Origin of the sequence: Promicromonospora sp. MS192 (assembly GCF_049532985.1) — a bacterium.
In the GTDB taxonomy this organism is placed as follows: Bacteria; Actinomycetota; Actinomycetes; order Actinomycetales; family Cellulomonadaceae; genus Promicromonospora.
The window spans coordinates 1,462,912-1,483,157 of record NZ_CP186693.1 but is presented as its reverse complement, the minus strand read 5'-3'; the positions used below and the strand labels follow the sequence as shown (position 1 = coordinate 1,483,157).

Sequence of the window (20,246 nt, the reverse complement as noted above, 5' to 3'; positions counted from 1 at the left end):
CTCGACGTCCCGCGCACCCAGCGCCTTCATCAATATTCCCGAGTTGGGGGACATGGTTTGACCTGCGGAAATAGCGGCGATCCGGGGTGGGGGACATGGCGTTGGGGGACGTCGCGAAGGACGTCGTCGAGTACATGCCTCTGCCACGATCGCGTCCATGACGTCGACCACGCTCGCTCCCCGCGCCGGCCACGTAGATGCGACCGGATCTTCTGTTGGCCGCAGAGCGCACGCCTTGCGTTTCACCCTGCCTCGTGTGGCAATGGTTTCCCTCGACGACCGCAGCCGCGTCGGTCAGCGGTCGCCGGATTGCACGTGCGGCGCCCCCAGGCCGCGCGGCGGCGGGTGGGAAGTGGTGGCCATGAGGAGCACACGACCGATCGTTCTGGCAGGCGTTGTCCTGCTGCTATCCGTCGGGTGCACAACCACTCCTCCCCCTTCCCCCGAACCATCGACCCGGACGGCCACGCCCTCGACCTCGCCGCCCGCGGAAGCGACACCGAGCGCCCAGAGCGACGAAGAGCAGGCAGCCACGCGAGCCGAGGCGTTGGTCCGCGACTTCTACCGCGTCAACGACGAGATCCGTTCCGACCACGACGTCGCCCTGGACCAGCTCGAGACGGTAGCGACCGGAGCAACCCTTTCCGGGTACAAGCGCCTGTACGAACAGGAACGGCGCGACGGCGAACACCAGACCGGCTCGACCGAAATTGCCCAGTTGGCCGTCCAGACCGTATCTCTAGACAACTCCAATCCTGACTCCGGAATCGTGCCAACTGTCGTCGTTGACGTATGCATCGACATCCGCGGGATCGACCTGATCGATTCAGCCGGGGAATCGATTGCGAATCCGGACCGACCAGAGACTGGCTGGGAAAGGCATCACGTCGCCAACTACTCGTGGGATAAAAGCCAGGAGGACGGCTGGCGAGTGGCATCCAGTGAGACCCTGGAGAAGAAGCCATGCCCCGCCGAGTAACCGCAGCCATAGCCCTGGCAGCAACAGCGCTTTTGTCACTCACAAGCACATCGGCACATGCTGATACCAAGTGCATCAAGTATGACCTCGCATCCGGCAAATGCGTCCTACAAGTCACTGTGCCGGGTGCGGCGCCTGGGCCAGGCTCGCAGCAGGAGCAGCCTTCGGGGGACACCGCGGCCCCCGCTGCGGACAAGCCGCGTGACACCGGTCCGGGCAGCCCGTGCACGATGCGCGACATCCTGGATCCGGACGGTGCCGATGTGACGGTGGTTCCGTGCTCGTCTGGGGACGGGGCGTGGTCGAACGAGCTGCAGTGCTACGTGTCCCGTGCGAACCCGCAGCCGCCGCCCTCGGATCCGGTGTGGGCGGGCCGGGGCGCCGAGACGGGCGCGATCTACCGCTGCTTCAACCTCGCCCAGGACTTCGAGTCGTTCGTGTGGCTGGCCGCTCCCCCGGACGTCGCCGCCCAGGGACCCTCGCCTCGTGAGGTCGCCGAGCGGGCGGTCGAGCAGATGAACCTGCGCGCGATCGACATCGGGATCGCGCCCCGCCCGGATGGGACCGGGCTGGTCGGTGTTCCTGTATGGCTGTGGGTGGACGATCCGCGCCCGAGCACGTTCGGCCCGGTGACCGAGTCTGCCTCGGCCGGCGGCATCACCATCACGGCGACGGCGCGAGTACATCGGCTCACGTGGGACATGGGTGACGGCACGACGATCGAGTGCACCACGGCCGGGACCCCGTACCGGGAGTCGTTCGGGTTCCAGCCGTCGCCCGACTGCGGGCACGTCTACACCAGCGAGTCCCACAACCGGCCGGGTGGCCGGTACACGGTGACGGCGACCTCGGACTGGGTCGTTGAGTGGGAGGGCGCTGGACAGGAAGGGACCATCACGCTGGACGGGCTGGTTGCCCAGGTCGAGCTGACGGTCGGTGAGGCACAGGTGCTCGTGAGCTGAGCCACGGGCACGGATGGCAGGGAGGCACCCCAGATGACCGACACGGCCACACCCGACGAGAGAACATCCCCCACAGCAGCACCCCCAGCCAGATCCGGTGTGTCGCGACCGGTGCTGGTGACGCCGCCGAAGCTGCGGTGGCGCCCGGCAACCGTGGTCGCCGGAGCGCTCCTGGTCCTAGCCGGCGGCCTGGGTGCGGCGTGGCTGTTCGCGACGAGCGCGCAGACGGTCCCGGTCCTGACCGCAACGAGCACGATCGAACGCGGGGCGGTCATCGAGGCCAGTGACCTGGCCCGGGTCGAGGTCCGGCCGGACCCGCTGCTGCGCGCGCTGCCAGGGCAGGACCTGAACCAGGTCGTGGGACAGCGCGCGGCCCTGGACATCGCGGCCGGGTCGGTGGTGACCGCGGACGCCGTGACCGGAGACCTGGTGCCCCCCGAGGGTGAGTCGGTGGTGTGGGTGCCGTTGGCGACCGGGGCCGAGCACCTGGTGGTCGGTGACGCGGTGCGGGTCGTGGTCACCCCGGCCAACCAGGAAGCCGGTGAGGCTCCGGTGTTCCAGGAGGGGCGGGTGGCGATGTTCTCCACCGACCCGGCCACCGGGCAGTCCACCATCGGGGTGCAGCTGCCGCACGGGCAAGCCGTCGAACTGGCCGCAGGGCTGGCCGGGGCGACGGTGTCGGTCGTGCTGGACTCCAGGGAGCAGTGACATGGCCGTCATCGCACTGTGCGCCGCCCAGGGTTCACCGGGGGTGACCACGACCGCGCTGGGGTTGGCGTTCGCGTGGCCGCACGACGTCCTGGTCGTGGACGCCGATCCGACCGGGTCGTCGGCGGTGATGGCGGGGTGGCTGCGAGGCCGGGCGCCGCAGTCCTCGGGGCTGATCGATCTCGCGTTCACCACCGGGCCGCTGCGCGAAGCAGTCGACTCGCACACGATGCCGCTGGACAGCGCGGGCAGGGTGGAGTTCCTGCCTGGCCCGCAGTCCCCTGCTCAGGCGCTGGCCTGCAGGGACCTGTGGGCCCCGTTGCGGGCCGCGCTGGCCGACCAGGGCACCCGGGGCCGGGACGTGATCGTGGACGCCGGGCAGCTGGGCCTGCCCGGGTCACCGCGCCCTCTGCTGGACGGTGCCGACCTGACGCTGCTGGTCACCCGGACGCACCTGCCCGCGGTGGCCGGTGCCCGGGCGTGGGCCGAGACGGTCGTGCGCGAGCAGCCGTGGCGCAACCCGGGCCTGTTGCTGGTCGGTCCCGGCAACCCGTACGGGGCACGGAACATGTCCCAGGTTCTCGGGCTGCCGGTGATCGCGACGGTCGCACACGACCCGGCCACGGCCGCGGTCTACCACCGGGGTGAGCAGCCGCCCCGCTACCTGGGGTGGCGGTGGCCGCGCCGCCGATTCGAGACCAGCGCCCTGGTGCGCTCCCTGCGGGCGGCCTCCACGGCGATCAGCACCCACCTGAACCAGGCACCCAGCAGGGCACCGATCGCCAGGACACCCGTCACCGGTGCGCCCTCGAGCCGACCGGCGACAACGGCATCGCCGGGCACGAACCAGGCGAGCACGAGCCAGCCGGGCACGAGCCAGGAGGTGACCTCATGACGACCGGACAAGACGGGGACCTCGACAAGGATGTCGGCAGCGACATCGACAGGGACATCAACGGGGACCTCAAGGGTGACTTCGGGCAGGACCTCGACAACCACGTGGCCGACCGTTTCGATGATCGTGTCGCGGCCGATCCTGCCGTGCCGGCGCTGATCGACATCAGCGACCCGGGCACGGTCCCGCTGCTGACCCGGCCGGTCCCCCGCCCCGCACCCGCACCGATCCCGACGACGTCGAATCCCTGGGTCGCACCGGCCTCACTCCCGGAGCGCCCCACGGTTTCAGGGGCCCGTGGCGTGGGGGCTTCGGTGGCTCCGCGGTGGGACGGCGGGACCCGCCGCTACCTTCCGCCGGTGGACTGGGAGTTGGTCGCCGACCTGCGCAAGGCCACCTCGGCCGAGCTGACGCGCCTGACCGGGCAACGTGTCACTCCGCTGCCGGTGGACGAGCAGCGTGAACGGGGCCGGGAGATCATCACCCGGCTGGTCGAGCGGACCGTCGCCGACCGGGTCAACACCCCTGGTTCGTCGGGCACGTTGACCGCGGGTGAGCAGGAGGCGCTGATCCGGGCCGTGTTCGACCACGTGTTCAGGTTGGGTCGGCTGCAGCCGTTGGTGGACGACGACCGGGTCGAGAACATCATGATCAACGGCTGCGACACCGTGCGGCTGGAGCTGAAGGACGGCACCCACCTGGCCGGGCCGCCGGTCGCGGAGTCCGACGAGGAGCTGATCGAGTTCCTGCAGTCCCTGGCCTCCCGCTCCCAGGTCAACGCACGGGAGTTCTCCCCGGCGCGCGAACACCTCGATCTGACCCTGGACGGTGGTGAGCGGCTGGCCGCGACGGCGTTCGTGACCCCTCGGCCGGTCGTGGTGATCCGTCGTCACCGCCTGCTCAAGGAGACGCTGGACGACCTGGTCGGCCGGGACATGCTGACCCCGGTGGCGGCCTCGTTCCTGGGTGCCGCGGTGCGGGCGCGCAAGTCGATCGTGGTGTCCGGGGCGATGGGCGCAGGCAAGACGACCCTGCTGCGGGCCCTGTGCCAGCAGATCGGGGCTGATGAGTACATCGGGACGTATGAGACCGACTTCGAGCTGCACCTGCAGGAGATCCACCCGAACGTGTTCCCGTTCGAGGAGCGCCGCGGCATCGGGGAGCTCACAGCGGACGGCAGGCGGGCGGGGGCCTCGACCCTGGGCGAGGCGATCGACCGGTCCTTCCGGATGAACCTGTCCCGCCAGATCGTCGGCGAGGTCCGTGGCAAGGAGGCCTGGCCGATGATCAAGGTCATGGAGTCGGGCACCGGGTCTCTGTCCACGACTCACGCCACCAGTGCGGTGGGCGCGATCCACAAGTTGGCCGGGTGCGCGATGGAGCACCAGGACAACATCTCCTACGACCTGGCCCTGATGAAGCTTGCCGCCACCGTCGATGTGGTCGTCCACCTCGACTACATCCCTGTCGGGCAGGACCTGCCCGGGGACCGGCCCCGGCGTCGGGTACGGGAGATCGTCGCGGTGGCTCCGGGGGAGAACCTCGGGGTGGCCACCACCCACGTGTTCGCCCCGGACGCGACGGGCACCGCGGTCCCGGGCACGCTGCCGGACCAGTACCGCGCCCTGGAGCGCGCGGGATTCGACCTGGCGGCCTACCTGCATGCTCAGGAGGTGCTCGCATGATCGTCCTGGTCGCCGCCTGCGGCGCCATCGTGGTCGCCGGGATCCTGGTCCTCGTGTCGGGGTTGTCGGGCGCGCCCGCCCGGCCTGAACGACCGGCACCGCCGGCGGGGCTGCGGCGGCTGCGCGCCGGGCTGGCCCGGGTGCCGCACCGCACGTGGCTGCTGGTCGGGATCGGTCTGGTCGGCGGGGTGGCGGCCTGGGGGCTGACCGGGTGGGGCATCATGCTCCTCGTCGTCCCGGCCGCGGTGGCCGGGCTGCCGCACCTGCTCTCGACCACCGAGGCGGCAGCGCAGATCGCCCGCCTGGACGCGATGGAGGAATGGACCCGGTCGCTGGCCGGGGTCCTGATCACCGGCCGCGGTCTGGAAGGCGCCCTGACCGCGACCCTGCGGTCGGTGCCCGCCCCGATCGCACCGCAGGTGCGCACCCTCGTGGACCGGCTGCACTCCCAGACCTCGACCCGGGAGGCGATCTGGGCGTTCGCCGACGACCTGGACGACCCCACGGGTGACCTGATCGCCGCCAACCTGCTCCTGGCCGCCCAGCGTGGTGGTCAGGGCCTGGCCACTATCCTGAACCACCAGGCCCAGGCCGTCGCCGCCGACGTGCGCGCGCAACGGCAGATCCAGGCCGACCGGGCCAAGGACCGCACCACCGTCCGGATCGCCGTCGTGGCTTCCCTGATCGTGCTGGCGGTGCTGCCGTTCACCGGCACCTACGCCGAGCCCTACACCACCCCGCTGGGGCAGGCCGTCCTGCTCGTACTGATCGTGGCCGACGTCGTCCTGCTCCTGGCGCTACGCAAGATGGCCGCTGGCCAACCACGGCCCAGGATCCTGGTCGCGACCGGCCCGGGAAGCAGGCCCGCATGAGCACCATCGTGTGGGTCGCGCTCAGTGGCTCGGCCATGATCCTCGGGATCCTCCTGCTGGTGGGCCGGTTCCTGCCGGCCCACGTCGACCTGGCCGACGCGGTCGGCCGGTTCACCCCACCCCGCCACCTGGCTGGCAACGGAGCGGACCCGACCCGCCCGGCCGCCAGCCTGGACGGTGCCTACCGGCTTGGCCTGTGGGCCGCCCGGACCCTGCCACCGGTCGTGTGGGCCCGGACGCCGACCCGGGAACTGGGCCTGCTCCAGGTCCCGCTGGCCCGGTTCTACGGGGACAAGGTCCGCAACGCCCTGCTCGGTGCTGTGATCCCCACGGTCCTGGTCAGCCCCCTGCTGGTCTTCGGCGTGGATGCCCCAGCCGGTATCCCCGTGGTCGGCGGGCTCCTCGTGGCGGGTCTGATGTTCTTCCTGCCGGACTACAACGTGGCCGACGAGGCCAAAAAGGCCCGAGCGGAAGCACGGCGCGCCCTGACCGCGTACATCGACCTGGTCACCCTGGAACGCTCGGCCGGGTCGATGGCCGGTGAAGCGATGAAGAACGCCGCCACCCTGGGCCGGTCCTGGGTCTTCGTCCGCATCGCCCAAGAGCTCGACCAGACCCAGTGGTCCGGTGTGCCGCCCTGGACTGCGCTGAAGACCCTGGCCGACGATCTCGGACTGCCCGACCTGCACGACGTCGCCGACGTCCTGGAGATGACCGGTACCGAGAGCAGCGCCGCCATCGAGACCCTCCAGGAACGCTCCAAAGCCCTGCGCGAGGCCATCCTCACCGACGACCTCGCTACCGCGAACGCCGCCTCCGAACGCATGACCATCCCCGGCGCGCTCCTGGCCGCCGTGTTCGCCGCCCTGCTCGGCGCCCCTGCCCTGCTCGGCATTCTCGCCAGCACCTAGAACCCCGGCCTCACCTTCCGGTGACCCGACCCCGACCGGGGCCGCACACCTGAAACCCGAGAGGAGCCCTCCTGCACAGCCCACGTTGAAGGCCCTTGTTGAAAGGAACTGATCATGCTTCGTCTGTCTGCCCTGCTCGTCCTGGCCCACCACGTGCTCACCGACCGGCTGTCCACTCCGAGGGCCAACCGTGACGGGCACCGCGAAGAGGGGACCATCTCCACCGAGATGGTGGTCTGGACGGTCCTGCTGATCGCGGCCGCCGCGTTCGCTGGCGGTGTCCTGATGAACTACATCCGCGCCGAGGCAGCCAAGATCGGCGGGTGAGACCGGGATGCGGGCCACCCGAGCTCTGCGTGAGCGCGGCTCGACGTCCGTGCAGGTCATCATCTTGATGCCCTTCCTGGTCGCCGCGACGTTCCTCGGTATCCAGGCGACCCTGATCTCCCACGCCCGGTCGGTCGCGCTGGACGCCGCCACCCTCGGAGCGCGCACGGCCGCCACCGAGTTCGGGATCGAGGCGGACGGCGTCCAGGCCGCGACCGGGTTCCTCGCCCAGGTCGGGGACCGGGCCCTGCCCACCTCGAGCGTGACCGTCACCCGCACCGCGACCACGGCCCATGCCTGGGTGACCGGCACGGCGCAGACGGTCCTGCCGTGGTGGACCCCGCACATCTCGCAGCACTCGACCGCCACCGTCGAGCGCCTCACGGCGGGAACCGGACCATGACCCCTTCCCAGAGGACTCTCCATCGTCAGGCCCGTCCCCGGCACGCCCGGTCCTCGGTGCCGATGCGGGAGCGGGGGTCGGTGGTCGCCGAAGCCCTGGTCATCCTGCCTGTGTTCATCGCGACGGTCGCCCTGGTCGGGATGGCGGCACGGCTCGTGATCGCGCAGCAGGTCACCGAGACCGCTGCCGCCGACGCCGCCCGGGCAGCCTCCATCGCCCGGACTGTCACGACCGCGCAGACCGACGCCCGGGCGGCCGCCGACCGGAGCCTTGCCGACCAGGGCCTGCGTTGCGCCCAGCTCGCTGTGGACGTGGACACCAGCCAGGTCGGCACCCCTGCCGGTCAGCGCTCCACGGTGACCGCCACGATCACCTGCCATGTCGCCCTGGGCGACCTGGCCGCCCCCGGCCTGCTGCCCGGCACCGTGCGTGTCCAGGCGGTCATGACCTCCCCGCTCGACAGGTTCAGGAGCACCACCCCATGACCCCCTCGACCGACCCACGCCCGACCCGACCGGACACCGCCCGTCGCCGCGCCGTCGACCAGCAGCCGGAACACCGCGGCTCGACCCGCACTCCCCCACCAGCCCGCGACGGCCGGCACGGTCCGGGCGGGTCGGAGAGCGGGTCAGTGACGGCATGGGCGCTGGCCGGCGTCGCGATCATCGGCCTGTGCGTCGGGATGGCGGTGGACCTGGGCGGCCAGGCCCACGCCCACCAGCGGGCCTACAGCCTCGCCGCGCAGGCCGCCCGGACCGCGGGGCAGGAGGTCTCCGCGAGCGTCGTGGCCGGGCACGCCCCGGTCGTGGACCCGCACGCCGCCGTGCGAGCGGCGCACACCTACCTGGCAACGGCCGGCGTCCAGGGCACCGCGACCGTCACCGGCGGCACCCGGATCACCGTCACCGTGCACGACACCTGGCAACCCCGCTTCCTCGGCGTCGCCGGCGTCGGACCACTGGACGTGAACGCCACTGCTACCGCGCGTCTGATCCGCACCGTGGGAGGGACCGAGCAATGAGCACGACACGAAGCACGACCAGGAGCACATCGCGCAGCACGACCACGTCCGCCGCGACCAGGTCCGCCATGCCCATGTCCGCCACGGCTGCCGGGCGTGCCCCGACCGCCCGGGAGCGCATCGCCGGGCTGCTGGCCATGCTCACCCTCGTCGCGATCGTGGCCGGTGTCCCCCTCCTGCTGCTGGCCGCACACCACGCGTTCTGGCCGGACGACCTCAGCTGGGCCACCGCCCCGAGCGTGCTGGCCAGCGGTACCGGGCTGATCGTCGCGGGCATCCTGGTCGGGTGGGTGCTGTGGGCCTGGTTGAGCGTCTCGATCCTGGCCCAGATCGTCGTCGCGGTGCGCAACGTGCGCATCCCCCACTTCGCCGGGCCGCCCCAGGGATGGGTCGCACGCCTGGTCGCCGCGGCGCCCTTTCTGTTCGCCACGATCCCCACCGCCCAAGCCCTGACCCCGGAGGTGGCCGTTTCCGTCGTCGCCACGCTGCACCCCGAACCCGCCCCTGCCTCTTCGGCCGCCGACCCTCACGCCCCCGACACGCGCACGAACACCGGCGCAGCCCACGACACCACTAGCGGGACGAGCCGGGACCAGACCGGCACGGCCCCGCAGTCCAAGCCGTACACCGTCCAGCGCAACGACACCCTGTGGGGCCTGGCCCGAGACCGCCTCGGCGACGGGGCGCGCTGGCGCGAGATCTTCGACCTCAACCGGAAGGTCCTGGGTGGTGAACCGGACTTCCTGCCCACGGGCGTCGTCCTGCAGCTGCCCATCGACCGCCCTGAGACGACCGAGCCGAACCACAGCCCTGCCTCTGGGGACCGTTCCGCTACGTTCACGCAGAGCGGTCAGAGCACCACGCACGTCGTGGAACGTGGTGAGTCCTTGTGGGAGATCGCCGGTGAGCGTCTCGGCGAGCCTGCTCGGTACCGCGAGATCGTCGAAGCCTCCGCGTCCACGGTGCAGCCCGGTGGCGACCGCCTCCGGGACCCGGACCACATCGAACCGGGCTGGCGGCTGACCATCCCGCCCACCACCACGCCCGCTCCCGCCGACACCTCAGCGCCCGCGGCACCATCCGAACCACCAGAGGCGGCGGACCGTGATGGCACCCGCCCGGAACCGTCTGCGCAGCCCGCAACCGACCCGGGCGTGAGTCCTTGGTCGCCCGCCGCCTCACCATCCGCACGCCCGTCACCCGCACCATCGAACGCGGCACCATCGGAGGCAGCCTCGACGACGCAGCCGACAAGCCCGACGTCGCTGACGCCCTGGGGACCCTCGGCTGGCACGCCGCCCCTGGCGCCCTCACCCCAACCGGTCGAGGCCGTGGACGAGACGGACGAGGGGAACACCAGCTCTGTGCTGGTGCCGGGGCTGACCGGCGCAGGTGTGGTCCTGGCCGCCGGGCTCTACCTCCAGTGGCAGCGCAAGCGGTCCCTGCAGCTACGCCACCGACGCCCAGGACGCGCGGTCCGGCCCGCGCCCGCGGTCTCGGCACCGGTCGAGCACACCCTGCGCGTGTCCGGGCCTGAGGCCCTGTCCGACGTCGAGCGGCTGGACCGGTTGCTGCTCGCCCTGGCCGGAGTCACAACACAGTCCACGACCCCGCGTCCCGCGCTGGTCGCCGTGGAGCTGTCCGCCACGGACGCCGTGCTGCACCTTGCCGAACCCACGCAGCTGCCCTTCCCGTGGACCGGGTCCGACACGAAATGGCGCGCACCCTTGAACGCGGCCGACGCGATCCACGAGGACCCGCCAGGGTTCAAGCCGTACCCGATGCTGGTCACCATCGGGCAGGACGGTGCGGGGCACACCTGGTTGCTCGACTTGGAACGCGCACGGCACCTGGTCGTGACCGGGGATCCCGACCAGGTCGCCGACTTCGGCCGCGCACTTGCCGCCGAGCTCACGCTCAACCCCTGGGGCGAGAACCTCACCCCGCACACCATCGGCCTGGACCACATCCCCACCAGCCTCGGGATCTTCTCCGGCATCGCCACGCACCACACCAGCACCGACGATGACACGGGCCATGACGCCCACATTGGCACGGACGAGGACACGGGCGACGGCGCGGACGCGAGCAGCGGGGACGACGAGGCGTGGATCACGCAGCTGGCAGACGGGATCAGGCAGGACTACACGACCGTCGGGGATGACCGGGAGTGGTTCTATCCCGTGATCGCCGCCGGCCCGGCCACGGCCCTACCCGCACTGACCGGACTCATCGAGGCACTGGTGGGCCATCCCGCCCGGCCGGGCGGCGCCGTGGTCACGCTCGCCGCCCACCCCACCGAGGAGGCCACGGTGGCCGACGTGAACCAGGGCCGGATCCGGATCACCGACCTGGGTCTCGACCTCGACCTGGCCGCCGTCGGCCTAACGCAGGCCGAACTGGCCGCCGCCGCCGCGATCGTCGAGATCGACTCGACCGACGCCCTGGACGACACCCCCATGCCCATCCCCACCAGCCACGACGAGACACCGGCCCTGACCGACGCGACCGGGATCCCGCGACCCGACACCGTGGAACGCCGCCCGACGACACCGAGCCAGCCCGCCGGTCCCGGGTCCGTCCTGCCCGCAGCCAGCGACTACTACGCGGCGACCGGAGTCACCTCCCCGGACGAACTGGACCGGATCGCACCAGTCACCCCGCCACAGACCATGCAGTCCATCCTGGACAGCGACCCCGAGCTCGACGCGGACGTGGCCGAATGGTTCACCGACACCCCCGTGCGGCCCCGCCTGATGCTGCTGGGCCCGGTCTCTCTGCGCACCGGCCAGCTGCCCGGTGAGGCGATCCGGCACAAGGCACGGCTGATCGAGTACGCCGCCTACCTCGGGCTGCACCCCAACGGCACCCCGCGCCAGGCCCTGGCCGAGGCCCTGCAGTTCCCGCCCGACAGGATCCGCAAGGACCTGGCCGAGCTACGCAAGTGGCTGGGCACCAACGCCCGCACCGGCCAACCGCACGTGCCCACCACCCGGCAGGCCGACGTGTTCCTGCAGACCGGCAGCGAGGCCTACCAGGTCCACGACCTGCTGATCGACACCGACCTGTTCCTGCGCCTGCGCGTCCGCGCCCACGCCCGCGGCGCAGCCGGGATCACCGACCTGCGCACCGCGTTGGACCTGGTCCGCGGACGCCCCTTCGACCTGCTGCGCCGAGACGGCTGGAGCTGGCTGACCGAGGGCGAACGGTACGACCTGATCATCGGGCACGCCGTCGTCGACGTCGCGCACACCGTCTTCCTGCAGGCCATGGCCGACGGCGACCACGACCTGGCCCGCCACGCAGCCACGACAGGACTACGGGCCGTGCCCGAGGACGAGACCCTCCGCCTGGACCTGGTCCAGCTCGAACACGCCCTGGGCGACGTCGAGGCCGCGGACCGGCGGCTGCGCGAGGAGGTCCTCGGCCGTGACGACCACGGTCTGGACGGCCTCGACATCCCTGAGCGCACCCAGGAGGCCCTCGACGCCAAGCGGGACACCTGGCAGGAGCGACGCCGAGCACGCACGCGCGAAGCAGGCTGACCACCCAGGACGGCTACCCGACCCGCGACCACGAGGCGGCAGCGCGGTGCTCGTCGGGTCGTGCTGGCATCAGCTCCTCAGGAATGATCTGCGGTACCGGCAGCCCGCAACGCTGCAATGCGCGAACGCCATCCGAGAGCAACGCCATACGAAAGCAGGGAGCGATCGTGTGCTCAACACCCGACGAGTCGCCCACTGGTGGCAGTGGCGTCCCCGCCGTCGACCTGACGATCCCAACCCCCGCACTAGTTCGTGCGCTGACCGATCGGCAGGTCGATGCGACCGATGAGGCGTGGTGGCAGGTCAAGAACTCGGACGACTACCTGTCAGGGCGAGCAGCCGTCATGCGAGCCGCCGGCTACGAGATGGCCGACCTCTCCGATCTGATCGAGGCGAACACCGATCTCGCCGGCCTGCAGCAGGCCGTCAAGGACCGCCTCGGCGGCCGACCCACCCGGTCGATGAAGGCGCTGACTTCATCGACCCGATGGGCGTATCTCGCCCACGCCCACGCCGAATTCATCAGCGACGTTCAGTCCGATGCGCTCAGGGCCGGCTGGGTGGCGGCCGTCGCACCCAGCCAGCCGCGACACTGGTGGTCGTTCTTGCGCCGCCCTGCGGGCCCGGCCCGCTCGAGGACGGTACGCCAGTGAACGCGCTCTGACCTGAGCTGTGAACGCACCTCGACGGCCTGGCGGCTGCGCGGTCGCGCGGGCGGATCGGAGGACGCCCGACCACGAGGTCACCAGAGCCGCACCCCCGGACGCGCAGGCGTCGTCGGCGCCAACCCATCGCAGCAGACGCGCGCCGCACTCGGGGTGGACCCCCTGCGGTGCATCGGAGGCAAGCCCGAGGATGAACGGGACGCGGCTGATGTCCTGCGGCAGACGAGCCAGGCGGGTGAACCTCTCCGGATACGTGGCCGGTGCGAGGCGTGCGGGGCTAGGGTCGCAAACCGATTCCTACTTCCGTACAACCGCACTTCGGAGGCACCACGATGGGCTTGTTCCGGCGCAAGAACCGCGAGGGCGATGTCACGGCGCAGGTGCCAGGAGCGGCCGACTCGCGGACCTCCGCCGCGCCAGCACCGTCCAGGTCGACGCCCGTCCGTATCGGCCAGTCGTGGCACGAGGATCTTGAGGTCCAGGGGGAGTCGTACCGGCGAGCGGACCTCGGCCGCATGTTCATGGCCTGGGGGCTGCCCGAGGGCGGCGTAAAAATGGGTGAAGCGGTCCTGGAACGGGAGCCGAAGAACCAGTACGACCCCAACGCGGTCAAGGTGCTCGTCAACGGATTCCACATCGGATACGTCGCCGCCGAGGACGCGCCGAAGATCAGCAACGAGATCCGGCGGCTCGGGCGGAACCAGCACGCGGTGTGCCCGGTCCGGGCATGGGGCAGGTGCGACGACGGCATCTGGCGTGCGCGCGTCACCCTGGCGTTCTCGGGCGACACCGAGCCCGACCAGGACTTCGCGCAGCAGCGCAGGGACTACGAGGCACGCGAAGCCGAATACCAGCGCGAGCGCGCGGAGAAGGAAGCGGTTCGCCAGCGCAAGGAAGCCGGCCGCGAGGCAGGATCGTTCGATGGTCAGTACTGGGGGAACTACCGCGAGGCCGTGGCTGAGCTGAAGCGCCAAAAGCGCCTGGAGGAAGCGCGCGACATCCTGGAGAAGTGCGTAGAGGCCGCCGAGCGGGAGGCACTGGTCGTGGATGCCGTGCCGCACCCCTGGGCCGTCGAGCAGCTGGCGGTCGTGCTGGGCAAGCTGAAGGACCCGGAACGAGAGCGCTTGGTGCTGGAACGCTACGAGTCCGCGTGCGGGGACCGGTCAGTGCCTGACAAGGTCGCGGCTCGACTCGTCAAGGCCCGACTGGTCGGCTGAGGCATACTGCGGTCTCCTGTGGTGACCGCAGATGACGCACGACAGTGTGGCCGGCCTCAGCCTGCGCACGACTACCGTGCCCCGGCACCGGTCACGTGGATCGCGCCCGCCGCCGGATCACTCGACGAACACCGGTGACCTCTGCTCGCAGCGCGAGATCACCCGGTCACCGTTGCTGAGCCTGGCCACGAACGGCGACGGCCACTCGCTGTCACCGCTCGCCGCCCCGGGGTGGGCGCAGCTGGGCGCGTGCGTAGGCGCCGATCGGTGCCTCGCAAGCGGCTGGTCAAGCATGCGCCCGAGATTTCTTGTTCGAGTTGGTGGACATGGGCCCTCAGGGCTCTGACCTGCGGTGACGCGTTGTCCCCCACCTAGGATGGCCCTGGGGGACATGGGTCAAGGGGACATCGGGGGCCACCTGGACAAGTACACCTGCCCGTCATGGTCGGCCCATGGACACCACACCCGCGACGAGGCCCGGCCCGCTGGCAGAGCTCCAGCGCGCGGCCCGGTGTGACACGACCCGGGACGCCGCGCTGCTCCTGGCAGGCGCGGGCGTGCCGGTATTCCCATGCCGGCCCGGTGACACCCGGCCGCGCACCACGCGTGGCACCGCTGACGCCTCGACCGACGTCGACCGGGTGGCGTCGTGGTGGGCCCGCTACCCGACGGCGAACCTCGGTGTGCCGACCGGGTCTTCCTCCGGGGTCGACGTCGTCGAGGTCACGGCCCGCCACGGCGCCAGCGGGTACCCCGCGATCCGTGCGGCGCGCGCTGCCGGATTGATCGACGGGTGGGCATTCATGGTCGCCACCCCGGCCGGCGGGGCCCAGCTCTACTTCCCGCACGCCCCCAGGACCGGGCAGCGCTCGTGGACCGGGATCGGTGTGCAGGTCTCCTTCCACGGCGAGGGCAGTCACGTCCTGGTACCGCCCTCGCTCGTCCTCGACGCGGACAACCAGCCGGCCACCTACCGGCCGGTCATGACCGGCCGGTATACCCCGGGCCCGGTCGACGCGGCGGCGCTGCGCCGGCTCGTGGAGCCCTCCCGGCCCGACGGGTTCAAGACCGCGTGGGCTGCGCCCGACGCGTCCGCGGGTCCTGATGTCCTGGCGACGTGGGTGGCGTCGCGCCCGTACGACGGACGCCAGCGGCGCCTGTCCTGGGCCGCCCACCGCCTGGCTGAGCACGGCTTCGACCCGCACTCGGTCCTGCGGGTCCTGGGGCCTGCCGCGCATCACACCGGCATGGACGCACGCACGATCCGGCGGACCATCACCGCCGCGTTCGACCCGCACGACCCGACGCCGAGCGCCCGGACGACGCCCATCCCTGCCACATCGCTGCGCGCGCACGCCGTGACGCCCTCAACCACCGGCCGGGTACCCGCTGCCGGTCATCGGCACCACCAGTCCGAGGAGATGAGCCTGTGAACCCCCAGTCCCCGCACGCCCAGCCCCGTCGCAGCCCACGTGCTCAACCACCACAGTCCCAGGCGCCCGCGCCGTCGTCGCAGACGAACCCGGCCGCGTTCGACCAGCGGTCCCGTCGCACGAACGCCCCCGCGCAACGTCCCGCTCGGTCCGGGCGGGACATGCCGCAGGTGACCTGGGTGCGTGCCGGCGACCTGCCTTCCTTGCTGGCCGGGCGGGTCCTGGCCCGGGGTGTGGATCTGCACGCCGCGCTCGTGCGCCGCGCGATGCGCCGCCCGACCGCGGCCGCGAAGAACGCGGCCGGCGCCGTCAAGCGGGCACTCACCCCGGGCGGCCGGCGTCAGGACCGGACCGAACCACAGCATGGCACCGAAGGGACGGGCATCTGATGACCACCGCGACACTCCCCACCACACGCTCTGTGACGCCAGAGGCCGGCACCGGCCAGGAAGAGAGGCCGTTGTTCGCCACCGGTGAGGGGCTGCGGATCCTGCTGATCCGTCTGCACATGGACGGCCCCCGTGCGTGGTCGACCGACCCGGAGGCCACCGAGCTGATCGAGTTCTGCATGGCCAAGTACGCGGGCCTTGCCAGGAAGTACCGGCAGACGCCGCACGACGCCGCCTACGCGGCCTTCGAAGTCCTGCGGGCCCCGGCGACCGCGGAGGCCGACGACCCGTGGGGCTCGGTCACCCGTGCGGTGCAGCTGTCGCTGATGGCCGAGGACCGCGCCAACGGTCTGCTGTGCGACCAGTCGCGCGCCCGCCGGCTGCTGACCTCTGACCAGCACGACGCGACCAGGTTCAGCGACTACGAGCTCGACGGCGCCAGGTCGATCGAGACCATCACCGGTGAAGTGATCTCTGTCGACCCGGCGGTGCTGGACCACCTCGATGCCACCGACACCGTGGTCGTCTCCCGACCCACGCAGGTCGCACCGGTCGAGACCCGCACCGCGCTGGACGTCGCGGCCAGGGTCCTGGCCGGCTTCGGCTGGGATCTCGATGACGCCCGGGCGTGCCTGGACTACATCACCGAGCGCCTGACCATCACCGGGGACACCGCCAGGGCCTTCGAGTACCTGCGCCGGGACAGGACCCCGCTGGGCAGGTTCGACCTCGAGCTACGACGGTGGACCGCGCTGTGCGCCGTCGTCCTCGGTCACCCCCACCACCCCGCGCTGGCGGTCCGCGACGGGCTGCTGGCCCGGCTGATGCGCGGGCAGCGCACCACCGAGCTCCTGGCCGACGAGCGGCTCGTGCGCGCACTGGTGGCCGTCAGCCCCACCCGGCCCCGGGCACCGGAGCCCTCGGTGCGACCGGATCTGCGGGTGGTGTGCGATGCCTGACCAGACCCAGACCCCGTCCCAGACGCAGGACACCACGGAAGGGCTGTTGCGCCTGGACGTGGCGGTCGACTCGATCATCGTCGGTGACCGGCACCGGCAGGACCTGGGCGACATCGACGCCCTGGCCGCCTCCATCCGGCGGGTCGGTCTGCTGCAGCCGATCACCGTGACCCCGGACATGGTCCTGGTGTGCGGGTTCCGGCGCCTGGTCGCGATCCAGCGCCTGGGGTGGGCCACGACGCGCCCGTGGGTGCGGCGTGGGATCTCCGACCGGCTGCAGGCCGTGCTGGCTGAGCGTGACGAGGAACAGCTGCGCAAGCCGCTGGACGACGTGGAGGCCGCGCGCCTGTACCGGGAGATCAAGCAGCTCCTGGCCGAGGACGCCGCACGCCGCCAGTCCAGCACCCGGTTCGGCGCGCAGGACGACGACCCCGACGCCACCGCGGAGCCGGTATCCGAGGAGGGGGCTAATTCGGACATCGACGGTGGTGCCAAATTGGCACCACCGCGTGACCTGCGCGAACGCACTCGGGCCCAGGCAGCACGGATCGTCACCGGGAAGGCGTCCTACTCCCGCCTGGACCGCATCGCGACCCTGTCCGACATCGCAGGCGACCCCGCCCGGCCCGAGCGGGTTCGCGCCATGGCAGCCGACGCTCTGGAGCAGATCCGCGCCGGGGCGTCCGTGTTCCCGCTGTACGACCAGGTCAAGGCCGAGCTCGCCGCGACCGACCCCACCGCGCAGGCCGTCGAGCCGGTCACCCAGGACGAGGTCGACGAGGTCGTCGCCACCGCCCTCCAGCGGCTGAACCAGCCCGAGCCCGCAGGTGAGACCCGCGGCAAGGGGCGACGCTCCCTGCGGTCGTGGGCGCTGCTGTGGGAGGGCCTGGACGGGTGGTGGGAGCACTACGACCCGGCCGACGTCGGCGCCGGCTCTCACGAGAAGGACTGGGCCACCTTCGAGAACGTCCTGGACCAGACCACCCGGTTCGCTGCCGCGGCCCGTGCCGCACGCGACCAGGCCCAGGCCGCCCGCCGCGACCAGGAGGCCTGAACATGCGCAACCTGCGAACCGTGCGGGCCTGGGTCCTGGACCACCGGTCCCTGAGCGCGCTGATCGCCGCGCTCGCGCTGGTGCTCGTCGCCGTCGGGCTCCGGCTGATGACGCCACACACCGCCGATGACCACCACGCTGTGGCCTCACCGGCAGCCACCTCCAGCGGGTCTGCCACGGGCGCGGGCCCCGCTGACACCGCCGAGCCCACGGCCGTCCCTGTCGTCCCGGTTAGCGCGACGGCCGACGCGGACGTGTTCGCCCGGTCGGTGGCCTATGCCCTGTTCGGCTGGGACACCACGAGCACCGACCTGCCCGCCCTGACCGAGCAGCTCCTGGTCGTGGCCGACCCCACGGGTGAGGAGACACCGGGCCTGCTGAGCGACCTGCGCGCCTACCTGCCCAGCCCGAAGGCTTGGACCCATCTGGGCCGGTACCAGACCCGGCAATGGCTCGAGGTCACCGACATCGTCGAGCCGGCCGCGTGGCGCGAAGCCCTCGCCCAGGCCCCCGACGGTGCGGTCGCCGAGGGCACGACGGCGCGCACGGTGACCGGGATCCGGCACCGGGCCGGTACCTGGGACGGCGAGCCCGTCGCGGCGAGCTCACGGGTCCAGTTCACAGTCTTCCTGGTCTGCGGCCCCGCCTCCGACCGGTGCCACCTCCTGCGCCTGTCGACCCCCGACGCGGCCCTGCACTGAGGGGCCCGCTCATGATGCGCATCCTTGCCGTGGCCGCCGTGGCGGTCTTCCTGTTCGGGCCACCCACCGCGCTGACCGCCTACGCCCTCCTCGCCCCCGCACCCAGCACCGGGTGCGAGGCAGGGGGCACGGCGGTCGGTGCGGTGGGGTCGCTGCCTGCCGAGCTGACCGCGACCACGACCGGTGGCGACGTCGTGCGCCTGGACCGGGTCCAGCTCGGGCACGCCGCCACGATCATCACCACCGGGTCACGGACCACCGGTGTGGGGCGGGACGGGATCCTGGTCGCACTGATGGCGGCGCTGACCGAGTCGCACCTGCGGATGCTGGCCAACCCCGGCGCCTACCCCGACTCCACCACCTACCCGCACGACGGGACCGGACGCGACCACGACAGCCTCGGCCTGTTCCAGATGCGCCCGGCGGCCGGGTGGGGAACCGTCGCCCAGCTCATGGACCCCACCTACCAGGCCGCGGCGTTCTTCGGCGGACCCACCGGCCCCAACCACGGCTCACCCCCGGGCCTGCTCGACATCCCCGACTGGCAGCTCCTGCCCAAGGGCGCCGCCGCACAGGCGGTCGAGGTCTCCGCGTTCCCGGACCGGTACGCCCAGTACGAACCCGTCGCCCGCGCCATCCTTGAGCAGCTCACCACCTCACCCGGCGCGGGCACACCCGGCGGTGTGAGTGGCACACCGGTGTCGTCGCGTGTGGTGTTCCCGCTGCCGGCCGGCACCTGGACTCGCACCTCCGGGTTCGGAACGCGGACCCACCCCGTGACCGGGGTGCGGGCCCTGCACGCCGGGGTCGACTACGCCGCCCCCGCAAGCACCCCCGTGCTCGCCCTGGCAGACGGCATCGTCGCCTACGCCGGACCGGACCCCCGCGCGGGCAACCTGCTCGTCATCGACCACACCCTCACCAGCCCCGACGGAACGCAGCGAGTAGCCTCCGCGTACGCACACCTGAGCGACGGCTCGACGGCGGTGTCCGAGGGCGACGTCGTGACAGCCGGGTCTCAGGTCGCACAGGTCGGCTCCACCGGACAGTCCACCGGCCCGCACCTGCACCTGCAGATCCACCCCGGCGGATTCGACCATGCCCCGGTCGACCCCGAACCCTGGCTCGCGACCCACTCCCCCACCACCCTCGACGGCTCAGCCGTCCTGCCGGCCACCGGGACCTGCCCGACGGGGGCGACGTCATGACGATCTCTCCACTCTTCCTGACAGTCCCCGCTGTCCTGGCCGTGGGGATCGGCCCGGACTTCGGTGCCGTCGCCGGGACACGCCTGCTCCCGATCATCGGCGCCCTGCTGACGATCACCGTGCTGATCGCGGTGGCGATGTTCGTGGTCTGCGCGATCCTCTGGCCCATCGCATCGGCGTCCGGGAACTGGCAGGCCACCAGCAAAGCCCGCACCGGCCTCCTCGTCTCCCTCGCCGGTGCCGTCATCAGCGGCGGTGCGCTGGCTTGGACGAACTGGCTCATCGACCTCGGACACAGCTTTCGACCTTGAC

General features: G+C 71.6%; 21 protein-coding genes. All 21 read left to right on the top strand.

Annotation, left to right across the window (positions count from 1 at the left end; all coding sequences use genetic code 11):
• The first annotated feature begins 157 nt into the window (after positions 1 to 157).
• Entirely contained in the window at positions 158 to 979 is an 822-nt protein-coding gene (locus tag ACO229_RS06660) for a hypothetical protein (protein ID WP_423464234.1), read from the top strand.
• Positions 980 to 1,302: 323 nt separating this feature from the next.
• Complete coding sequence (locus tag ACO229_RS06655; RefSeq protein ID WP_423464233.1) at positions 1,303 to 1,941, top strand: hypothetical protein; 639 nt, start codon at positions 1,303 to 1,305, stop codon at positions 1,939 to 1,941.
• A gap of 117 nt (positions 1,942 to 2,058) precedes the next feature.
• Positions 2,059 to 2,649, top strand: coding sequence for an SAF domain-containing protein (locus ACO229_RS06650; protein ID WP_423464232.1), 591 nt, complete (start codon positions 2,059 to 2,061; stop codon positions 2,647 to 2,649).
• 1 nt (position 2,650) lies between these two features.
• Positions 2,651 to 3,544 (top strand): hypothetical protein, encoded by an 894-nt coding sequence (locus tag ACO229_RS06645; RefSeq protein WP_423464231.1) that lies wholly within the window; start codon positions 2,651 to 2,653, stop codon positions 3,542 to 3,544.
• Positions 3,541 to 5,229 carry a CpaF family protein gene (locus tag ACO229_RS06640; protein ID WP_423464230.1) on the top strand — a complete coding sequence of 563 codons (1,689 nt, stop codon included), beginning with the start codon at positions 3,541 to 3,543 and terminating at the stop codon, positions 5,227 to 5,229. The genes ACO229_RS06645 and ACO229_RS06640 overlap by 4 nt, the downstream gene beginning before the upstream one ends.
• On the top strand, positions 5,226 to 6,101 hold the full coding sequence (locus tag ACO229_RS06635; protein WP_423464229.1) for a type II secretion system F family protein: 876 nt from the start codon (positions 5,226 to 5,228) through the stop codon (positions 6,099 to 6,101). The genes ACO229_RS06640 and ACO229_RS06635 overlap by 4 nt, the downstream gene beginning before the upstream one ends.
• Positions 6,098 to 7,012 carry a hypothetical protein gene (locus ACO229_RS06630; RefSeq protein WP_423464228.1) on the top strand — a complete coding sequence of 305 codons (915 nt, stop codon included), beginning with the start codon at positions 6,098 to 6,100 and terminating at the stop codon, positions 7,010 to 7,012. Before ACO229_RS06635 ends, ACO229_RS06630 begins: the two co-directional genes overlap by 4 nt.
• A gap of 114 nt (positions 7,013 to 7,126) precedes the next feature.
• Complete coding sequence (locus ACO229_RS06625) at positions 7,127 to 7,339, top strand: hypothetical protein (RefSeq protein ID WP_423464227.1); 213 nt, start codon at positions 7,127 to 7,129, stop codon at positions 7,337 to 7,339.
• 7 nt (positions 7,340 to 7,346) lie between these two features.
• Positions 7,347 to 7,742 (top strand): TadE/TadG family type IV pilus assembly protein, encoded by a 396-nt coding sequence (locus tag ACO229_RS06620; protein WP_423464226.1) that lies wholly within the window; start codon positions 7,347 to 7,349, stop codon positions 7,740 to 7,742.
• On the top strand, positions 7,739 to 8,227 hold the full coding sequence (locus ACO229_RS06615; protein WP_423464225.1) for a pilus assembly protein: 489 nt from the start codon (positions 7,739 to 7,741) through the stop codon (positions 8,225 to 8,227). Before ACO229_RS06620 ends, ACO229_RS06615 begins: the two co-directional genes overlap by 4 nt.
• On the top strand, positions 8,224 to 8,763 hold the full coding sequence (locus tag ACO229_RS06610; RefSeq protein ID WP_423464224.1) for a pilus assembly protein TadG-related protein: 540 nt from the start codon (positions 8,224 to 8,226) through the stop codon (positions 8,761 to 8,763). Before ACO229_RS06615 ends, ACO229_RS06610 begins: the two co-directional genes overlap by 4 nt.
• Positions 8,760 to 12,308, top strand: coding sequence for a LysM peptidoglycan-binding domain-containing protein (locus tag ACO229_RS06605; protein ID WP_423464223.1), 3,549 nt, complete (start codon positions 8,760 to 8,762; stop codon positions 12,306 to 12,308). The genes ACO229_RS06610 and ACO229_RS06605 overlap by 4 nt, the downstream gene beginning before the upstream one ends.
• 167 nt (positions 12,309 to 12,475) lie before the next feature.
• Positions 12,476 to 12,961 carry a hypothetical protein gene (locus ACO229_RS06600; protein ID WP_423464222.1) on the top strand — a complete coding sequence of 162 codons (486 nt, stop codon included), beginning with the start codon at positions 12,476 to 12,478 and terminating at the stop codon, positions 12,959 to 12,961.
• Positions 12,962 to 13,305: 344 nt separating this feature from the next.
• On the top strand, positions 13,306 to 14,190 hold the full coding sequence (locus ACO229_RS06595; protein WP_423464221.1) for an HIRAN domain-containing protein: 885 nt from the start codon (positions 13,306 to 13,308) through the stop codon (positions 14,188 to 14,190).
• Between the two features lie 452 nt (positions 14,191 to 14,642).
• Positions 14,643 to 15,623 carry a bifunctional DNA primase/polymerase gene (locus tag ACO229_RS06590; protein WP_423464220.1) on the top strand — a complete coding sequence of 327 codons (981 nt, stop codon included), beginning with the start codon at positions 14,643 to 14,645 and terminating at the stop codon, positions 15,621 to 15,623.
• Between the two features lie 161 nt (positions 15,624 to 15,784).
• Positions 15,785 to 16,012, top strand: a complete 228-nt coding sequence (locus ACO229_RS06585; protein ID WP_423464219.1) for a hypothetical protein — start codon at positions 15,785 to 15,787, stop codon at positions 16,010 to 16,012.
• A gap of 71 nt (positions 16,013 to 16,083) precedes the next feature.
• Positions 16,084 to 16,971 (top strand): hypothetical protein, encoded by an 888-nt coding sequence (locus ACO229_RS06580; RefSeq protein ID WP_423464218.1) that lies wholly within the window; start codon positions 16,084 to 16,086, stop codon positions 16,969 to 16,971.
• Positions 16,964 to 18,025: a ParB N-terminal domain-containing protein gene (locus ACO229_RS06575; RefSeq protein ID WP_423464217.1), complete on the top strand. Its 1,062-nt coding sequence runs from the start codon at positions 16,964 to 16,966 to the stop codon at positions 18,023 to 18,025. Before ACO229_RS06580 ends, ACO229_RS06575 begins: the two co-directional genes overlap by 8 nt.
• A 2-nt stretch (positions 18,026 to 18,027) precedes the next feature.
• Positions 18,028 to 18,726, top strand: a complete 699-nt coding sequence (locus ACO229_RS06570) for a hypothetical protein (RefSeq protein ID WP_423464216.1) — start codon at positions 18,028 to 18,030, stop codon at positions 18,724 to 18,726.
• A gap of 11 nt (positions 18,727 to 18,737) precedes the next feature.
• Entirely contained in the window at positions 18,738 to 19,934 is a 1,197-nt protein-coding gene (locus ACO229_RS06565; RefSeq protein WP_423464214.1) for a M23 family metallopeptidase, read from the top strand.
• Positions 19,931 to 20,245, top strand: coding sequence for a DUF6112 family protein (locus tag ACO229_RS06560; RefSeq protein ID WP_423464212.1), 315 nt, complete (start codon positions 19,931 to 19,933; stop codon positions 20,243 to 20,245). Before ACO229_RS06565 ends, ACO229_RS06560 begins: the two co-directional genes overlap by 4 nt.
• Position 20,246 lies beyond the last annotated feature (1 nt).

Bases quoted from the DNA above. Each gene is read 5' to 3' on its own strand.
- ACO229_RS06660 (WP_423464234.1), top strand. From the start codon at position 158: ATGACGTCGACCACGCTCGCTCCCCGCGCCGGCCACGTAGATGCGACC.
- ACO229_RS06645 (WP_423464231.1), top strand. From the start codon at position 2,651: ATGGCCGTCATCGCACTGTGCGCCGCCCAGGGTTCACCGGGGGTGACC.
- ACO229_RS06640 (WP_423464230.1), top strand. From the start codon at position 3,541: ATGACGACCGGACAAGACGGGGACCTCGACAAGGATGTCGGCAGCGAC.
- ACO229_RS06635 (WP_423464229.1), top strand. From the start codon at position 5,226: ATGATCGTCCTGGTCGCCGCCTGCGGCGCCATCGTGGTCGCCGGGATC.
- ACO229_RS06630 (WP_423464228.1), top strand. From the start codon at position 6,098: ATGAGCACCATCGTGTGGGTCGCGCTCAGTGGCTCGGCCATGATCCTC.
- ACO229_RS06625 (WP_423464227.1), top strand. From the start codon at position 7,127: ATGCTTCGTCTGTCTGCCCTGCTCGTCCTGGCCCACCACGTGCTCACC.
- ACO229_RS06620 (WP_423464226.1), top strand. From the start codon at position 7,347: ATGCGGGCCACCCGAGCTCTGCGTGAGCGCGGCTCGACGTCCGTGCAG.
- ACO229_RS06615 (WP_423464225.1), top strand. From the start codon at position 7,739: ATGACCCCTTCCCAGAGGACTCTCCATCGTCAGGCCCGTCCCCGGCAC.
- ACO229_RS06610 (WP_423464224.1), top strand. From the start codon at position 8,224: ATGACCCCCTCGACCGACCCACGCCCGACCCGACCGGACACCGCCCGT.
- ACO229_RS06605 (WP_423464223.1), top strand. From the start codon at position 8,760: ATGAGCACGACACGAAGCACGACCAGGAGCACATCGCGCAGCACGACC.
- ACO229_RS06595 (WP_423464221.1), top strand. From the start codon at position 13,306: ATGGGCTTGTTCCGGCGCAAGAACCGCGAGGGCGATGTCACGGCGCAG.
- ACO229_RS06590 (WP_423464220.1), top strand. From the start codon at position 14,643: ATGGACACCACACCCGCGACGAGGCCCGGCCCGCTGGCAGAGCTCCAG.
- ACO229_RS06585 (WP_423464219.1), top strand. From the start codon at position 15,785: ATGCCGCAGGTGACCTGGGTGCGTGCCGGCGACCTGCCTTCCTTGCTG.
- ACO229_RS06575 (WP_423464217.1), top strand. From the start codon at position 16,964: ATGCCTGACCAGACCCAGACCCCGTCCCAGACGCAGGACACCACGGAA.
- ACO229_RS06570 (WP_423464216.1), top strand. From the start codon at position 18,028: ATGCGCAACCTGCGAACCGTGCGGGCCTGGGTCCTGGACCACCGGTCC.
- ACO229_RS06565 (WP_423464214.1), top strand. From the start codon at position 18,738: ATGATGCGCATCCTTGCCGTGGCCGCCGTGGCGGTCTTCCTGTTCGGG.
- ACO229_RS06560 (WP_423464212.1), top strand. From the start codon at position 19,931: ATGACGATCTCTCCACTCTTCCTGACAGTCCCCGCTGTCCTGGCCGTG.